Below are 18,918 nucleotides of genomic sequence, written 5' to 3'. Positions count from 1 at the left end.
CTTAGGATATCCGCTGCTATGCCCGCTTATCATTATAAAGCGCTTGACGATCGCGGCGGCATCCAAAAAGGCTTGCTTGAAGGTGATTCTGCGCGGCAAGTACGCCAGCAGCTGCGTGATAAACAATGGACGCCCGTCGAAGTCAACGCCGTCAATGATAGGCAAAGTCAGCATAAAAGCCGCTATAAAAAACCCTCTGCTTATGAGCTGGCACTGCTTACCCGTCAGCTATCTGTATTACTTGCTGCTGGTATTCCGTTAGAGGAAACTTTGGCAGCTGTCGCCAAACAATCGCCAAAAACCCATATCAAATCTTTGATGCTTGCCGTGCGCTCGCATGTTCTAGAAGGTCTCAGTTTGGCGCGCGCTTTGCAGCAAGCGGCGAGCTTTCCGCCATTATATATCGCTACCATTGCAGCTGGAGAAAAATCTGGTCATTTGGACTTGATCTTAAATCAGCTTGCCGATTACACCGAAAATCGCTTTGCCTTACAGAAAAAAATACAAGGCGCTATGGTTTATCCCATCGTGCTGATGGTGATGGCAGTTGGCGTAATTATGGGGTTAATGAGCTTTGTAGTACCAAAAATTGTCAAAGTGTTTGAGCAGTCCGAACAAGCCCTGCCTTTAATTACCCAAATTGTCCTTAGCTTATCAAATATCATTACCCAGTGGTGGTGGCTGATGCTGCTAGTGTTGGCAGGAACGGCATTTTTATTCTATCGCTTTGCTCAGACGCAAGCGGGCAAACTTGCCATAGATAGTGCTGTGCTAAGATTGCCTATACTGGCACGCTTATCGAAAGGGTTGAATGCGGCGCGCTTTGCCAGTACGCTTGCGATATTGGTGCGCTCTGGTGTGCCATTGATTGAAGCGCTCCATATTGGCGCTGCGGTCACCACCAATTTGCATATTCAAAAAACCATCATTACCGCTGCAGATAGAGTGACAGAGGGTTCAAGTCTGTCGAGTCAATTAGACAAATCGCCCTATTTTCCGCCGATGATGGTGCAAATGATTAAAAGTGGTGAAAACTCGGGCGAGCTTGAAAATATGCTTAGCCGTGCTGCCAATATGCAAGAGGCAGAAGCCACCAATTTCATCAGTACTTTATTGTCATTACTTGAGCCTTTAATGCTGGTGCTGATGGGTGTGGTCGTCATGATTATCGTAATGGCGGTGATGCTGCCAATTGTGAATATGAATGACTTGGCTGGCTAGTTTTTATCAACCTTAAATATACGCTCCTGTTAGTAATAGTTGTTTTATTACCCTTATGCTTAACAGCATTTCTGTTTCCATATTTTGTATTTTCAAATACAGCCTCTATACTTCTAATACTTTGATTCATTTTTTTATTTATATTCTAATGATTTGACTTCAAATTTGGCTACGTTTCTTAAGTTTTGCTTACTGTTGTATATTATTGACCGGCCAACGCTTTTACTTTTGTCAAATCTAACCTTGCGTTATAGTAAGTATCAGTTATAAGTAACAGTCAAACGCTATTTCAAAAGGTTAGCCATCATAGATTATTAATGACACATTGACATAAATGACAACCTGCCTTCAATGCTGGATAAAAGTAAAACCATGGTTTATAGTAATAATCGTTTCAGTGCTCCTTAAGACACTGTAAATATGCCTATTATGAATGTGACGATAAAGGTAACTTAAACAAACGTCATCTTCATTATTTATATAACCTTGACGCGAAAAGCGATGCCAGAAGCGATGACTATGACTGATAATATTCGAGTAAGTACGATTTCACCAAGCAATATGGATGATACGCCAGAGTGTTTAGCGGCAGCGCAAAGTCAGAAAGCTGTTGCTTTATCAAGCACTCAGCGCGTAATCAATCTCCAATCAGGATTTACCTTGATTGAAATCATGGTGGTGATTGTGATTTTGGCCATTCTTGCTGGTCTAGTGGTGCCAAAGGTGGTCGGACAAAGTGATAAAGCACGGGTTAAAACCACTGAAACAGCGCTATCAACAGTATCAAATGCGCTAGATATGTATAAAGTAGATAATTCGCGCTATCCAACGACGGCTCAAGGCTTAGAAGCACTCACCACGCCGCCAGCGGAAGCTAAGAATTATCCTGACGGTGGTTATATTAAAGGCGGATATCCAACGGATGGCTGGGAAAACGAGCTGCAATATGTTGCCCCGGGTAGTGAAGGTCGACCTTATGATTTATTTTCTCTAGGGGCTGATGGCGAACAGGGCGGAGAAGGGCAGGATGCTGATCTTTATGCTCAGCTATAAGCTCTAGCCTACTCAGTTATTTAGGTATTGTTTGCAAGCGATACCATGATAAATACCTTGGCGCTAAAAGCACTTTTAATGAGACTAATATATCAACCAATAAGATGTTATTGGTTGATATTTTTTATGAATATCGCTAACTATAAATATCACTATAGTCAGGGAAAAGTTACATCGATACATCAAGTACTGCTGATATTCATTTTTCTTGCTTGCTGTGCCTACGCAGACAGAGGCTGCAAAAAATTTATATCAGCAGCACTGTAGCGCTTTTGAGATATTTTAACTATAACTTTAAATCCAGATAAGCGGAATCTTAACCCTGCTATTTATTATTAAAACGATTGACTATTTTCTATTGATTGTAAAAAAACAGCTGTTCTTCTAGTAATCCGAGGTAATCATATGTCTATTGAAACATCAAAATCGAAATCAATTATCATGAATAAACAATCAACTAAAAAGCCTTATTTGCTTGCTATAACAGCCACTGCTTTGATGACTACTTTGTCAATGACGTCTGTTGCGACTCAAGCTGCAGGTCTGGGGGAATTGTTTAGTAATAATAGTGCTCAGCAATCAAAATTTTTGCCCGTTGACAAGGCATTTCAAGTGACTAGCAGTACCAAAGCGACGGCTAAAGGCACGCAGTTATCGATCGCTTTTGATATCACATCAGGTCATTACGTGTATAAAGATAAGCTGACCTTAAGTTTTCCAAAAGGTATCAGTGCCGCGCCATTTACCTTTAGCCAATCGCCGGTTTCTATTGATGATCCAACCTTTGGCAAGGTACCCGTATTTACGCAAAAAACTGTGATAGCAACGACTATGATGACGACCAAAAACGGTAAAGCGGCAAAGAATGTGCCGGTTGTGATTGGCTGGCAAGGTTGTGCTCAAGCTGGACTATGCTATCCGCCAGAAAAGGTCAAAACCACGTTAAACATTGCAGTCAAACGTTAGTCACCAATAGATAGCGCAAGTAGGTTGATTTATATCGTCGTTATAACAGGTAGTCCTTTATGTCCATTAAGACAGCAAAAAGCATTTCGTCATTTAAAGCGGTATCCACAAGAAATCAGTCCTCAAATAATCAGCCATCAGTTGTAAATAAAGTGCCAAAGAAGTCTTATTTACTGGCATTGACTATAGCGAGTAGCTCGTTATTTGCAGGATTGACTGCGACGACTATGACGACGCAGGCAGCAGGATTGGGCGATCTTTTTAGTAGCAATCAAAGCGCTGGACAATCGAAATTTTTGTCAGTGGATAAAGCCTTCCAAGTCACGAGTAGCAGTAAAGCTGTCAAAGCTGGCACTCAGTTATCGATTAATTTTGATATCACTCCAGAACATTATGTTTATAAGAATCAGCTTAAACTCACTTTGCCTGCTGGGGTTACGGCGGCAACGTTTACTTTTAGTCAAACGCCTGTCTTAATTGATGATCCAACTTTTGGTAAAGTGCCAGTATTTGATCAAAAAAATATGGTAGCCACTACTACTCTGAGTACTAGTGGCAAGAGCATTGACAATGCAGCGGTGGTGATTGCTTGGCAAGGCTGCGCCAAAGCAGGACTTTGCTATCCGCCTGAGAAAATAAAAACCACTGTCGATATCGTTGCAAGCGCGCCGCAAGCGGTGGTCAATACGACAAGTAATGTCACTAGTGTTGCTAAAGGCGATGTCAATCAAGAGACTACTACTAATGTAAATTCGGTAAATAATAGCAATAGCGTCACAACATCAGAGGCGCCAAATGCCACAAGTATAGACAGTACTGAGGCAATGAGTCCTGAAACAGAGCAAGCGCTTGCAGAAGAAGATGAGGTCATTGATTATGCGTTGTTGGATGATGAGGCTTTAGATGGAGAGCTTGGCGCCACCAATACGATTTCTGGCGCTGATACACTGTTAACAGATAATGTTGCTCCGACAAATGATACGCTAGCTACCGCAGATAATTTGGCTGATGGCGATCCGTTTGGCTTAGCCAAGCATCCTTGGTTGGCATTAGGGTTATTGTTTTTGGCAGGGCTTGGCTTAGCGCTTACGCCGTGCGTACTACCTATGTTACCTATCGTCGCAAATATTGTCGCCCGTCAGCAAAATCCAACGGTTAAAAAAGGTGTCATTTTAACGACAAGTTATGCGATTGGGGTGTCGATTGCTTACGGGATACTTGGTGCTGTCATTGCTGTATTTGGTGAGTCACTCGGCATTATCGGCTGGCTACAAAACCCAATCATCCTGATCAGTTTTGCAGTAATATTCGTTTTGTTAGCCCTTTACATGCTTGAAGTATTTACCATTCGTTTGCCGCATTTTATCAGTAGTAAGATGCAGGGCTTAATCCAAGCAGGCGATAGTAAGCTTGGTAGCGCTGGTGGCAGTTTAGCTGCTGGATTTTTATCAGCATTGGTAGTATCGCCTTGTGTTTCTGCACCATTATTTGGCGCTTTACTTGCTGTCTCAACGATTGGTAATCCGCTATTGGGTTTTGCTGCCCTATTTATGCTAGGCTTTGGCTTGTCAGCACCACTGATTTTGATTGGTGCTACCCAAGGCAAAATTATGCCAAAAGCGGGCGAGTGGATGAACTGGGTCAAGCAAGGTTTTGCCTTATTGTTATTTGCCGTAGCGTTACTATTAATAGAGCGGGTCTTTATATCGTCAGTAATGTTACTGGTATGGGCATTATGGTTTATGGTTGTGGCAACATGGGCATGGAGCTGGCGTGGTAAAGGTCGAATGCTATCGCAAGCCATCGGTTTGATAGCTGGTATTTGGGCTGCTACTTTAGTGATTGGTGCCGCACTTGGTAATGATGATAGCTTACATCCGTTAGCTTCATTAAGTGCCGCCCCTATGTTAGTGCAGTCAGCTAACGGTCAAGCTGGCGCTCAAAATAATGCGACGAATAACTCAGATAAGCATATCACTACGTTGGCAGAATTGGATGTTATCACTGCCGCCAATCCTAAAGTTTTGGTCGATTTGACCGCTGATTGGTGTATTGAATGTCGCATTATGGATAAGAATTTATTTACCAATCGTCCTGCACAAATGCAAGACTGGCAATTGGTACGACTCGATATTACGGAAACCACGGCAGATTCTAAGGCAATTTTAGCACGTTATAAATTATTTGGACCACCAACTTTATTGTATTACCAAGATGGTCAATTGGTACAAAAACAAGTGGGTGAGATTGGTCGTGCAGAGTTTGAGCAGACTTTGACGGCATTAAATAAATAATAGTCGTATCGGAAATCTTTGTTTTATTTCTTTAGATGCCTTAATACGATTCCTATAAAAAAGCCAACGTACTGTCATAGTATGTTGGCTTTTTTATTTTTTCTTAGAAGAAGGCTTGCAGCACTCGATTAGTTGTATTTCGTGCTAAATAAAGCAACATTACTTTGAGAGTGTCATTAGCAAGACACTTGTTAAAGGGTCCTTTTTTTATTCTGTACTCATTATAAGCATTTGGTTTTATGCTACTTATATCTATTTAGCGCTACATTATGCAGCAATAAAGCTAGTATAGTGTGTACGTTTTCATTACAATAAAGCAACATTGCTAAATGCGCATTATTCAGCGTAACAGCAACCCTTTATCTCCAAGTTATATTGATTTTTTATGCCAGTTTAGCGTCGATGCTAATTGTTATATCAATCACCTCATATATTCTATTGACAGTAATGATCAGTTGAATAAAGGATACTTATGTTTTCCCATATTACTTCGCAGCGCCTCTCTGTAAATAAACTTGAAACGCCAAAAAAAATGATGCTCCGAACGACTAAATGCTCTCTACATATTGCCGTTGGTATAGCGCTCACTTGTTTCACAGTACAAGCTCAGGCTGCTGATACAGCTCAGGCTAAGAGCTTACAGCCTATAAATACCAGTATCGCTGTGCAAAATAGCAATGCAGTAAGCGAAGATTTTATCGCTCAGCAGGCTGCTCTGTTCTTTGAATGTACTCAAGTACAGACCAGTTCTGCCCGTTTGGCGTGCTTTGATAAGGTTGCAGAACAAGGCAAAACGCCAAGTTATGTCACAAGTAAACAGCCAGTAGATTTGGCAAAAACGGTTATAAGTACGCTGTCAGGCAACCCTCAAGTCATACTGGCTGAAGAAACCAGTACCATTACTGCCAATGGCAATGTCATCGCTAAAAAGGTTTCGAGCAATTATCCTCAAGATATTGAAACAAACCCGCCCGCTGAGACTGAAAGCTTGGATACGGTTGGACTGACGCAAAGAGAAGCAGAAGTACTGGAAAGTGTCGGCGTGACTCAAGCAGATATTGAAAAATATACGCCGCTAAGCTTAGCATATGATCTTGATAAAAACAGTGAACGCGGTACATGGACAGTCAGAGCCTATCGTCCAACCTATGTTATGCCACTGTTTTATACCTTTGATCCCAATTTAAGCCCAAGTACATCCACTCGACCTCAACCGGAAAAACCTTTTACGTCTAACGACACTCGTAATACGGATTTGAAGTTTCAACTATCATTAAAGACCAAAGTTGCAGAAGATTTGTTTAATACCAATGCTGATTTGTGGTTTGGTTATACTCAGGAGTCGCATTGGCAGGTTTATAATGAAGACAACTCACGACCATTTCGTGCAACCGATTATCAGCCAGAGGTATTTTTGACCCAGCCTGTGACAGCAAATCTGCCTTTTGGTGGACGACTGCGCATGCTCGGAGCAGGTGCTATTCATCACTCAAATGGTCAAGATGATCCATTATCACGCTCGTGGAACCGTGCTTATGTGATGGCAGGGGCAGAGTGGGGTAAATTATCTGTCATACCGCGATTCTGGTTACGAGTGAACAATGAAAATGACAGCAGTGAAGACAATCCCGATATTGAAGATTTTATGGGTTATGGCGATATCAAGTTCTTATATGATTTACCGAGTCAACAAAGCCTAAGTGGTACGTTGCGCTATAATCCAGGCACCAATAAAGGCGCTGCGCAAATCGATTATATTTATCCTTTATCGAAAAATGTTAATGGTTTTGTGCAGGTATTCCAAGGTTATGGCGAATCTATCGTAGATTATAACTATGAGAATACTTCTATCGGCTTTGGTATCGTACTCAATGATTGGAAAGGGCTGTAATATTAGCGCTTTAAATATCGGTGCCTATAGTGACAGCAAGTCATGCGTCACTTAGCGCCTTATCAAGCCGGACTATGGCTGGCAGAGTATATAAACTTACGCTGCCAGTTATGTGCCGTTTATCGTAGTACTCCGCAATCACAGCTGTTACAAAATCCCTCCTCGTCAAACGCTCCATTATTCAGTCAAAACAGTTTATTAGCTGAAAACGCATCGAGCTCTTTATCAGGTAGCCATTCTTCTTTTAGCAAAATCCGAAAGCAACTCTATAGCCGTTTTAGTAGCGGATTGCTGTGCATCAGCTGCCATAGCAGTATTGCGTGGTTGCCTAAGCCATTTGAAGTTGATATTACTGCTGGCATGACGCTCACCATTCAAGCAGCAACTTACTATGACTATCCCATGCGCCAAGCTATTAGAGCCTTCAAGCATCATGAGGATATGACAAAGCTGCCATTATTGTTACATGTGATACGTCAACTACCACGACCTCATGGTTGCCATCATGATAATAGTGTGATTGTCGCTATGCCAACGACCGATGAGCGTCTCATTAAACGTGGCTTCGATCCTGTCAGTATTTTGGCCGCGCATTTATCTAAGCATTGGGACATTCCTTTATGGCAAGGTATCAAGCGTATTGATAATACGGTCAGTCAGCAAGGACTCACCCGTGCCGAACGCTTGAGCAATCTAGACAATGCCTTTACTTTACTAGAGCCTTCTCCCGTTAAACGCCTTATCTTATTTGATGATGTGGCAACTACGGGAGCAAGTTTACAAGCCTTAGCTCGCATTCTGTCAAATTCTCCTGCAGTAGCCTTTAACTCCAATAATAAATATTATCTATATGCCTATGCCTTAGCGCATGGTAGCCAGTCATAGATGCTAGTCAAACTTGTTGGCAACTACTATTATGTTGCTATTATGTTGCTAATATTTTACTCCCACGCTATATTGACAATAACATAGACTATAAACATATGCTGCTAATAGCCAATAGCTAGCCTGCTTTAAAGATAGAGAAGTAAAGTGTTTAAGCTGATTAGATAACTTGTTTTATGGAACAAAAATTGCATGGCTATAGTTGACTATTTTATATTAAAGCCTGCTTAAATATTAGGTATTCACTACGACTGTAAAGCCAGTCCTGCTTGAATATGCCAGCAGCTATATAGGAATTTAACGTGAAAGCATCGGCTAACAATCGACCACAGAAATTACGCATGACTAGCTCAGGGTTTACGCTGATTGAGCTAATGGTAACGATTGCCGTGCTTGCCATTATTGTCGGTATTGCAGCACCTAGTATCAGTACTCAGCTTGCCAATCAAAGAGTTAAGTCGACTGCTTCAACGTTAGAAAACGCTTTAAAAGAGGCTAAGGCTGAGAGCATTATTCGTCGTCAAGACCTTACTTTCACATACAACAATAATGGTACTAATGTAGGAGTTATTAGTGTTGCAAATGTTTCAAGCTATAGCTATAGCGCTAAAAGCACCATTACTGACTCTGAGTCTAAAAACACTATCACCTTCAAACCGAGTAAAAGAGTTGATTCAATTATTTACACTATCTGTGATAGCAATAAGAGTGTGAAGTCACGACAGATTGAAGTAAGTAAGATCGCTAATATCACTAATAAGTTGGGAGGGACCTGCCCATGAAACGCCTGAATAATCAGCATGGTGTGGGTTTAGTCGAGGTATTGGTTGCTGTTTTGCTTCTATCTGTTGCTGTATTAGGTTTTAGTGCGCTACAAATGCGTGCCATTAGTGCCACTGATGAGAGTCTTGTGCGTACTAAATCTTTAACTGTCGTGCGCAACTTGGCTGAGGTGATGCGTGCCTATCCTGAGGCTTATGTGACTGGTAGTGGCTCTACTTTCACCAGTGTGTCTCCGAATACGGCACTTGGTATACCGACTATACAAGCTGTTATTACTAGTACTGCAACAGATAATATCAAAGTTGATACTAAGATAATTAGCCGTAGTGGCACGGATAATTGTCTATCAACTGGTGTCACAACTGATGCTAATGGTAAAAAAATCCCAAATAAATTATGCAATATCAGTCAGCTTGCTACCCGTGATGCGTTAATGATTAAACAGTTAGCAAAAGATGAAGATATCAAGCTCGCTATTGTTACTTGTCCAGGGACGACGACGCAGGCTATCCAACGCCAGATGTGTATTGTTACTGCTTGGAATGATAGCAAAGCATTATTAGATGATACAGATGCGAAGGCATGTGCCAATAGTAAAGGGGTTTATAAGACAGGCAGTCAATGCCTAATATCGGAGGCATATTAATGGACAGCCACAATACTAAAACCTATACCTCCGACGTCATACGTTCTGATGTTGCCGGATTTACCCTTATTGAGCTGATGGTATCATTAGTTTTAGGTTTATTGATATCAGCCGCAGTGATCCAAGTTTATATCATCAGTACTCGTACGGTCACGGTACAACAAGGTGCTTCAGAAGTTCAAGACAGTACAATATTTGCGCTACAGTCATTAGAGAATCAAATTCGTATTGCTAATCTTGGTAATCCAATTACTAATATTAATGACACTACAAAAAATGGTGGTGTTGTATTAAAAGGTGCTAACTTGGGCAACAGTAGTTATGCAGATACTGGTTATCTTACAGTCAGTGCTGGTCAGACAGGAACTGCAGGTGCTAACGGTTGGACAGGTATATCAAATACTAATATTGCTAGTGACCAGTTGACCATTCAATATAGAAACATTACCCCAAATGCTTTATTTGATTGTGAAGGTAAAGAGATTGTCGCTGGTAGCAGTGACTGGGTTATTGAGCGTTATTTTGTTCGTCCAGTAGCAGGTAAGACGGCTGTTACAGGCTCTCAGAATTTAGTTTTGGCTTGTGACTCAGGTCGTTTGAGCAGTGCAGGGATTGTCACTGCTTTAGGCGATAATGGTGAAGTGATGATACCAGCTATCGACCAATTTAAAGTATTACTAGGTACACTAGGAGATGTTAATGGTTTGACCTATCTACCTTCAAGCACGTATCTCAATGTGGATAAACCTTTAGTTGGTGATAAGCCTGCAATCACAACAATTAAATTGGGTGTCATTGTTCGCAGTAGCACACCATTAATTAGTAATATAGACAAAACCAGCTTTAATGTATTTGGTACAGACCATGCATTAAAAACTGAAGCGACTAAATACTATCGACGAAGCTATGAATCAATCAATCTATTGCGTAATGCACGTGTTATGTCAGTGACTGGTATACCAGTTAATAGCAATTAGTACTGCACCAAAAGAGGAAAATATGTCAACTACATCTCGTTATCAGTCATTTAATGGCTCTGTATCAGCGCAGCAAGGCGCTGTATTAATTGTAGTGCTACTATTTTTGGTATTGATTATTTTGGTCGGTGTTATTGCTGTCAAGCAAAGTACTACAGATTTACGACTAGCAACCAGTGATCAGATTAATACTTTGCTATTGCAGTCAGCGGATAACGCCAATCAAAATATCGAACAAGGTGTCAATGGAAATAGTGATGCAGAAGTTTATACAGATATGCTGTCACGTACAGGACCTTTCGGGCATTTTATCCTAGATGCCAATAGTGCCGAACATGAATATGTATTTTGTTTTCGCCCACGTGGTCGCTTCTTTGATATTAATAAAACGACTATTAATACAAAAGATGGCGGTAATATAGTAGGTAGTGAAGTTGGTTATTGTAATCCATCGACACCAGCAGACTATGTCAGTGATCGTAATGCGAGTATGACTCAAGTAAATATTTCACTAACTGAATCAAATGCTAATAATGAAGTATTTCGTAGCTATACTATCGGTCAAGACAGTAGTGAGATATCAAGCCAAGCGTTTATGTTTGATATTAATAGCACGGCAATTTTACCTGCCTATTCTGGTAAAACGGATGCAGCTAAAGACTGTTTTAAAAAGACCAGTCGAGTAGCAACAGTGACAAAGGCTGAAGACGCAATTGGTGGCTGTATGGCAAAGGAAAGCGTACCGAGTACTGTACTCTACGAAGTGGCAAACGTAGAAAATTTGTCATTACGCAAGAACTGTGTCGACTTTGGTAAAGGGAAAGGTGTGATTTGTACACTACCAACCAACTAGTTTTCCGCAATTAAGTATAGATAACACCATATAGTTATTAGAGTACATTTAAGTAGCGAATATATAATTGTTAAATGGCCATTACATGACTGCTAATGATTATCCGCTCGATAACTCAATCCGTTTAAGGAGTCAGTCATGAATAATATAAAAAACAACGCATTTAATCGGAAGTCATGGACTATAAAAGCTCTAACAGCAGTAATCGTTATCGGTATGACTGGTACTATGGTACAAGCAGCTAATCCTAATCATAAACCTATTGGTGATCTAGAGATTTATGCACCAGCAAAAGCAGGCACGGCAACCATCTTTATGATGCTTGATATTTCAGGAAGTATGGATAGTAGGAGTATACCAGTAGATTATGGCAGTTGTAGTAGTAGCTATAGCAGTCAGAGTTCAGAAGAGATTACAGCAGTAGTTCGGCAACGCGATTCAAATGGAAAAATAAACGGAAATCTTAAGGAGAGTGTGAGCTTTGTACCTAAAGGTTGTTATATATCTTCTAATAATAGAAATATGCGATTTGATAGATTGACACGTTTACAAAAAGCTCTCATAGAGTTGCTGGCTGATGAGGTATACATTGGTAATAAAATTCAAGCAGATAAAAGAGTAGCTAATAAAGGAAACTTACCCGATGATTATGAAATAGGCGTCGGTGCCTTTAGTTATAATAGTGATGGAAAATCAGCCTATGTGGTAGCTCCTACTTTTGCCTTAACACCTGATCAACGTATTAATCTTATCAAAGAAATTAAGAGCTTAACAGCTAATGGTGGAACACCTACTGCGTCTGCACTTACAGAGGCAGGTGCCTATATGATGGGGGCGACAACTATTTCTGATACCAAAGTCGTTGCCGAACGTGAGATTCGTAATGGCAGAAATGAATGGCGTCGTTGTAACGGCAATGACAGTTCATTATCATTTGATAATGAACTAGGTATACATATATACGATTGTAATAAGTGGGGTAGCTGGTCAAGTAGCTCTGATGTACTACCGAACTATAGTGTTGATTCTAATATGGACCATGCTGATAGTGGACGTACGTATTTTGGAAGTGGTAGTAACTCATTTAGTGGATTCCCTGGCTCAATAGCAACTTCTAAAAAGTTAAACACAAATAAAAACGACTATACTTCTCCTTTAAATAAAAGTGAATGTAGTGGAAACGGTATTTACTTATTAACGGATGGTGAGCCTTCTAATAATATCAGTAACTCTAACTCACTAGATATAATGAACGCGTCCCTAAAGGAATCTACTTTATCAATGAATTCCTGTAACAATTCTTTAGCAGGAGGCGGTTTAGGTGGCAGTACCAATCAAGGTTGGGGATGTATGGCGACCTATTCTGCGCTACTGAGGAATCCATTAAATCCTGGCAAACTACCTATTAAAACGGCAACAGTGGGTTTTGGTAAAACATTTGCAGGACTAACAGGTACTAGAGATATTGTAACTAGCGGCAAACTAGTAAAAGTTACAGACTGTGAAAGTGGAAGCGCATCAAGAGATTCAGATGTTCGTAATCTATGTAGATTGGGAGAACGTAAAGGGGATAATGAGACCAAAACTTTCGGTGATGGTGGTTTTTACTATACTGAAGAGTCTTCTGAAATCGCAGCCAGTATTGTAGATTTTGCAGCCAACTTGGTGCAGATTATCAATACTTCACCATCAGGAACCATAACTGTCCCTAACGATCCGTACCGTGCTTCTAATCAATTAGCATATGCCTATTTACCTATGCTAGATCCTGATATAGCTTCAGCAGCAAGTATTTGGAAAGGAAATCTTAAAAAATACGACCTAGATCAAGGTACACTGTTCGGCAAAAATAAAAACTTACTATATAAAGATGTCGCTGGTGATCTTAGTGCCACTACTCAAGATCTATGGCAGAACGGTGATTATATTAAAGGTGGTAAAACGTCAAATAATGATGTAGAAGCGGGTGGCGTATATGCTCAATTAAAGTCGCCAAATTCAGGTCTAGGTAGTTTACGTACCCTTTATGTTGAAGACTATACTTCTAGTAGTAATAAAACACCAACTTTACGTAAATTGAGTGTTGATAGTAGTGGTAAGCCACAAGGGTTCAATACACTCATAGATACGGCTACTTATACGCAAATCAATAAGCGCCGCTTGCTAAGTTTCTTGGGCTTTGAGAGTGTGTTAACGAGTGAGGGGCAGCCGACCGACACGAAGAACGTAGAAGATCTACAACTTACTAAACCTACTAAGGCAGTTAAGGTTTTAGGGGGTGTTGTTCACTCAAAGCCTGCTGCAATCTCTTATAGTGCGACGTTAGATGATAATGGTCGTATAACCAGCACGCGTGACGATTACGTTTTGTTCGGTTCTATGGATGGTGCTTTGCATTTGGTAGATTCTGATAAAGGTGAAGAGACATATGCCATCATTCCCAAGAAGATGTTAGAAAGCCAACCAATCGCTTTGGTTGATAGTTCGACAAGGGCAAAAGTTGGTGAGCCGTATTTCGGTGTAGACGCTCCTTGGTTGGTTGTTACTGATTACAATTATGACTTAGAAGCTAAAAAAGTAAAAGTAGATGCTGTGCCAAGTAAGGGAAAAGGTATGTTCGCCTACGGTGGTCTACGTATGGGTGGTGAGGCATTCTATGGAGTAGACATAACAGATAAAAATAGCCCTAAGGTATTGTTTACTTTTACACCAGAAGGACGTAACAACGCGACGAATAGTACTTTTGCGCGCTTAGGTCAAATTTGGAGTAAACCCACTGCCGCTAAAATTCGCCTGACAAAAGATGCAGAGCCAATCAATGTGCTCATATTTGGAGGTGGCTATGACATCAAGTATGAAAATGATGAATATACCGCTACTACTGCTGAACCTGCAAGAGGCAATGCCATTTATATGGTCAATGCAAATGATGGTACGCTAATATGGTCAACTAGCGGTGAAACTGGTAGCGGTGTAAATACCAAGACAACAGATATGATTCATAGTATCACAGGTGGAATTACAGTATTGGATAGGGACAATGATGGGCTAGTGGATCATATATATGCTGCTGACCTTGGTGGACAAATATTCCGTGCTGACTTTCAAAATGCTCGTCCTGCTAAGTTTGGTTTTGAAGTGGTAAACAATTTCTTAGCTAAAGGAGTCACTCGTGTATTAGATAGCAAGCCTAGTGGTAAACCTGCCTATCGTTTTTATGAGCGTCCTGTAGTTAGCTTCTATCGTAACCAGAGTAATGGGACGAATAACGGCAAATTATTTGCGCTTATAAACGTCATATCGGGTAACCGCAGTGCGCCGTTATCGACATTACGTAGTGATAATACTTATGCCAATCGTCTGTATGGGATTATTGATAACGACATTACCAATGCAGATCTTTATAAAAGTGGTTTTACCCTTTCTGTAAAAGACCTAAATGAAAGTAAATTGACAAATCTTGCAACGACATTAGGCAGCGCCCCAAATGAAGCTGCAAAAATTGCAGCAAAGTCAGCGATGGTAGAAGGCACCAAACAAGGCTGGTACTATCCATTGACTCGCTTCGATGGCTACAGCAATGTCAGATATAATAAAGGTATTGGCGACAGTGTCGTGATTAATAACTTATTATACACCACTGTTTATAACCCCGATAAGCTCTACGGTACAGTCTCAAGCTGTTCGGCGAAAATATCTGGTGGTTCAGAGCGTCAACTATACTGCTTACCTTATGGCGTCTGTATGGAATCAACCTCAGTAACAGGCACAGGAGGTTATCTGCCTGCTGGCCAAGGTATCCAAGAGCTGACACTTGGGGCATTCAATGCTAATAATACTGACCTTAAAGTGCTCATTGGAAATACAACGATTGCTGAACGAGCATTAGAAGCTAAACGGACAAGCTATGATGCTGATGGTTCAAAAAACAATAGTAATATCAAAGATTTATATCCAGGTGAGCAAAGCCGTCCTACACAAGTAGGTGGTGATGGTACTGCTGGTGAATATATCTTTAATGAGCGCTATACGATGCAACCACGCGTCTGGTACGAGCGTAAATAGTAGGGTCTATGGCAATCAAAGCCATTGCTCTATAATTACCAGTTGTTAGAATTTTTATTATCAATGGTATCACGTAGATATAGTCACACGATATTTGATAAATAGTGTGACTTATCTGTCATTAGATAACGGGACGTCGTACATGACTCAGACGAGAGATACAATCACACTTAATAACACTCGCGGCTTTACGCTGATAGAGCTGATGATTGTTATCTCTATTATCACAATACTCGCTGCGATAGCTGTTCCAAGCTATCGTCGTTATGTAGTACTCAATGCTGAGCGTGATGCGCAATCGAAGATGTTGCAGTTACAGATACAGCTTGAGCGTTGGCGATCGAAAGCGTTAAGCTACCAAGGATTCCAACCGCAAATGATCAATGGCACAACCAATGCTGTGACTTATAGTTATGCTGATCCGTCGGTAAATAAAACTATCTATGTGCCTGATGGCAGTGATGCATCTAATTATCGGTATAAGATAACCCTTGTCGACGGTGGCAATACTGAAGCATCGCTAGTGTCAACTGGGTTTTCTGTCATCACAGGTAGGACGTGGAAGATGCTAGCAATACCAAATACTTCAGGTCCTGCAAAGGGTGGCAGTACTATCATGCTAAGCAGTAGCGGCATACGCTGTCAGCACAAAACCAATACTATCGCTATTAAAGATAATAACTGCGGTACAGGTGAGGAAAGCTGGTAATGAGATTAACTTTTAATAAATGTGAGTCAGTTAAGCATAAGTCTAACAATCATCATGGTTTTACGTTAGTAGAGGTAATGATAGTGGTTGCTATCATTGGTATACTTGCTGCCATTGCTTATCCAAACTATCAACGCTACGTGATCAAAAGTAAACGAACTGACATGATGAGTGAGATGCATAATATCGCAGCTGAGATTCAAAGTCGCAAGTTAGTGCAGGGTAGTTATAGTAATGATTTAATTACGGGACTAGGGGGCAACTTCCCTCGGCAAGGTCCGACGTTCTATACCATCATCTTCACTCCCAATCCGCTTACCTCAGAGTGGCGTATCATCGCCACACCAAATCCCAACAGTCAAATGGCTAATGACGGCATACTAAGCCTCAATTATCAAAATAATAAGTGTCGGGGTAACGTTTGTGGTACAGGAGATAAGTGGAATGAGTAAAGATTACAGAAAACTGACAAAAATCGTCAGTTTTCTGTAATCTTTACTACTTATGATGGGTATACTGACAATTTTTAGTAGGTTAAGCGTAACATTATTTTTCGGTAAAAATTGGATTGAATGATCATTAGTACAAAAAGCATGATTTATTAAGTAAGAAATAAGAAAAATAGTGATAGCTATAATTTTGGCACGCTAAATGCAGCATCTATAATAAGAGAAAAACATATTATATCCCTAAAGATAAAACGCGACTGTATTAACAACAGCCACTTATCTTTATATACCCCCTAAAGGAGTTCTTATGAACACTGCTCAAAAAGGTTTTACCTTAATCGAACTAATGATTGTTGTTGCTATTATCGGTATCCTAGCTGCGATCGCTATTCCTCAGTACCAGAACTATATCGCTAAGTCGCAAGTTAGCCGTGTGATGGGTGAAACTTCATCTATCAAAACTGCAGTTGAAGACTGTGTATTATCAGGTAAAGTGAGTGCTGCTACTGCTGCTGTCGACGCATGTACTGCTGCTGATTTAGGTTTGACCGCTTCTAATATACAAGCAGGTGCTAGTACAGCTGCTGCTGTCGGTGGTTCTGCAGGATTACCAAGTGTACTTATTAACGCTTCAGGCACAGCATCTATCATTGGTACTCTTGGTCAGAATGCTTCTGCTAACTTGAAAGGTAATAAAGTTGCATGGCAACGTGATGTAAACGGTACTTGGACTTGTAATACTGACTTAGGTGAAACTAAAGCAAAGTACAAACCAGCAGGTTGTGATGGTACCACTGTAACAGCTGCTACAAACTAATAAAAGCAGTTAATATTAAACAGTCTGGAAAAATAAGCTAAGAGCAATCTTAGCTTATTTTTTTGTCTGCTAGCTTTATCATTGGTTTCTATAATAAGAAAGACGATATGTTTAAAACTTTAAAACTTAAAGATTTAGTAATATTCTTTTTATTAATATTGGTGACGGTGACTATCGGTTATTGCTATGCTAATTCACAAGCTCGTAGTCAGCTTTGGCAAAAAGCTTACCCTATACGTGCCGAATTGTCCGTTCGTCAAATAACCTGTAGTGAGGATAGCCCCATATGGCTTACCGATATCCTCAAACACCAAACCCGTAATAATAACGCTCCTGCCAATCAAATCGCTTATATTGAGCCAAATGGCATAGCACACCATTGTGAAAATGGCTATGTCGGTCAGTATCCGCTATTGTCAGATGCCACCACTGTGCAGACGCGCTTTCGTTATGCCAGCGTGACCAAGTTATGGACAGCAGATGCCATTTTAGAGCTTATCAAAGAGGGGAAGCTGTCACTGGATACGCCACTCACCGATATTATCAGCGAGATTGACACGCCGATAGATACCCGTATCAATGACATTACCATTGGTCAGCTACTTTTACACCGTGCAGGATTTGACCGCTATAGTGTATTCGGTCAGGATATGTTTGGTATCGGTAAAGATATTTGCCCCAATCATTTAGCAGGATTGAATGATATCACCCTAGGCTTTGACCCTGATAGCAAGACCAGCTATTCCAACCTTGGCTATTGCCTATTGGGAGAAGTCATTAGTCGCCTCAATCAAGACCGTCCTTATACTGATATTATCACTCAGCGGTATCAGCTGAACGATACCAGTTTACGCTTTGTACCTAATAGCGCATTGGCTGATGAGGTCACGTATAACTACGTCGAGACAGGTCTGACAGGTTATGCTGATATCTATACTGCCTTTGATTATGAGGGTTTAGCATCAGCAGCAGGCCTATCCGGCAATGCGATAGACTTAGCCAAACAAGTACACGTCATGGCAGTTAAGCCTGCTCCAAACATACTGAGCGATAGCCCCAAAGTCGCCTGTGATACCACACAAATAGCTGAGTGCTACGGCTATGCGATGCTTATGTATCAGCCTACACCTCAATCGAAAAAAGTGCATTATAGAGATGGTAGCTTGTTAGGACTGTCAACTGTCGTTGCTGTTGATGAGCGAGGTTCTACGGTGGCATTACTTAGTAATGGCACACCAGATAATGGCAAGGTAGGTAACGATAATATCAAAATGATGATATATGAGCAGTTGATTCAGTGATAGTTTAT

At 40.8% G+C, this 18,918-nt stretch carries 15 protein-coding genes; all 15 read left to right on the top strand.

Annotated elements, in window-relative coordinates; translation table 11 throughout:
• The first annotated feature begins 18 nt into the window (after positions 1-18).
• Entirely contained in the window at positions 19-1,221 is a 1,203-nt protein-coding gene (gene gspF, locus OEG80_RS11375; RefSeq protein WP_149408917.1) for a type II secretion system inner membrane protein GspF, read from the top strand.
• Between the two features lie 519 nt (positions 1,222-1,740).
• On the top strand, positions 1,741-2,274 hold the full coding sequence (gene gspG / locus OEG80_RS11370) for a type II secretion system major pseudopilin GspG (RefSeq protein WP_327107304.1): 534 nt from the start codon (positions 1,741-1,743) through the stop codon (positions 2,272-2,274).
• A 441-nt stretch (positions 2,275-2,715) separates the two neighbouring features.
• Positions 2,716-3,240 (top strand): protein-disulfide reductase DsbD N-terminal domain-containing protein, encoded by a 525-nt coding sequence (locus OEG80_RS11365; RefSeq protein ID WP_263240910.1) that lies wholly within the window; start codon positions 2,716-2,718, stop codon positions 3,238-3,240.
• Positions 3,241-3,299: 59 nt separating this feature from the next.
• Positions 3,300-5,534, top strand: coding sequence for a cytochrome c biogenesis protein CcdA (locus OEG80_RS11360; RefSeq protein ID WP_263240909.1), 2,235 nt, complete (start codon positions 3,300-3,302; stop codon positions 5,532-5,534).
• Positions 5,535-6,006: 472 nt separating this feature from the next.
• Positions 6,007-7,425, top strand: coding sequence for a phospholipase A (locus tag OEG80_RS11355; RefSeq protein ID WP_263240908.1), 1,419 nt, complete (start codon positions 6,007-6,009; stop codon positions 7,423-7,425).
• A gap of 42 nt (positions 7,426-7,467) precedes the next feature.
• Complete coding sequence (locus OEG80_RS11350) at positions 7,468-8,310, top strand: ComF family protein (protein ID WP_263240907.1); 843 nt, start codon at positions 7,468-7,470, stop codon at positions 8,308-8,310.
• A 302-nt stretch (positions 8,311-8,612) separates the two neighbouring features.
• Entirely contained in the window at positions 8,613-9,092 is a 480-nt protein-coding gene (locus tag OEG80_RS11345; protein WP_263240906.1) for a pilus assembly FimT family protein, read from the top strand.
• Positions 9,089-9,739 carry a type IV pilus modification protein PilV gene (gene pilV / locus OEG80_RS11340; RefSeq protein ID WP_263240905.1) on the top strand — a complete coding sequence of 217 codons (651 nt, stop codon included), beginning with the start codon at positions 9,089-9,091 and terminating at the stop codon, positions 9,737-9,739. The genes OEG80_RS11345 and pilV overlap by 4 nt, the downstream gene beginning before the upstream one ends.
• Entirely contained in the window at positions 9,739-10,716 is a 978-nt protein-coding gene (locus OEG80_RS11335) for a PilW family protein (RefSeq protein ID WP_263240904.1), read from the top strand. Before pilV ends, OEG80_RS11335 begins: the two co-directional genes overlap by 1 nt.
• Before the next feature lie 22 nt (positions 10,717-10,738).
• On the top strand, positions 10,739-11,569 hold the full coding sequence (locus OEG80_RS11330; RefSeq protein ID WP_263240903.1) for a PilX N-terminal domain-containing pilus assembly protein: 831 nt from the start codon (positions 10,739-10,741) through the stop codon (positions 11,567-11,569).
• Positions 11,570-11,707: 138 nt separating this feature from the next.
• The gene (locus OEG80_RS11325; protein ID WP_263240902.1) at positions 11,708-15,634 is read left to right on the top strand and encodes a PilC/PilY family type IV pilus protein; all 3,927 of its coding nucleotides are present in this window, start codon (positions 11,708-11,710) and stop codon (positions 15,632-15,634) included.
• A 142-nt stretch (positions 15,635-15,776) separates the two neighbouring features.
• On the top strand, positions 15,777-16,343 hold the full coding sequence (locus OEG80_RS11315; protein ID WP_327107299.1) for a type IV pilin protein: 567 nt from the start codon (positions 15,777-15,779) through the stop codon (positions 16,341-16,343).
• Positions 16,343-16,795 carry a type IV pilin protein gene (locus OEG80_RS11310; RefSeq protein WP_263240901.1) on the top strand — a complete coding sequence of 151 codons (453 nt, stop codon included), beginning with the start codon at positions 16,343-16,345 and terminating at the stop codon, positions 16,793-16,795. Before OEG80_RS11315 ends, OEG80_RS11310 begins: the two co-directional genes overlap by 1 nt.
• A 304-nt stretch (positions 16,796-17,099) precedes the next feature.
• Positions 17,100-17,609, top strand: coding sequence for a pilin (locus OEG80_RS11305; protein ID WP_263240899.1), 510 nt, complete (start codon positions 17,100-17,102; stop codon positions 17,607-17,609).
• Between the two features lie 107 nt (positions 17,610-17,716).
• A complete protein-coding gene (locus OEG80_RS11300) occupies positions 17,717-18,910 on the top strand; it encodes a serine hydrolase domain-containing protein (protein ID WP_263240898.1) in 1,194 nt (397 codons plus the stop codon).
• Positions 18,911-18,918: the final 8 nt, after the last annotated feature.

The sequence above is a fragment of the Psychrobacter sp. SC65A.3 genome, assembly GCF_025642195.1.
GTDB lineage: Bacteria > Pseudomonadota > Gammaproteobacteria > Pseudomonadales > Moraxellaceae > Psychrobacter > Psychrobacter cryohalolentis.
The sequence above is the reverse complement of the archived record's forward strand: the minus strand, read 5'-3'. Positions and strand labels throughout refer to the sequence as shown.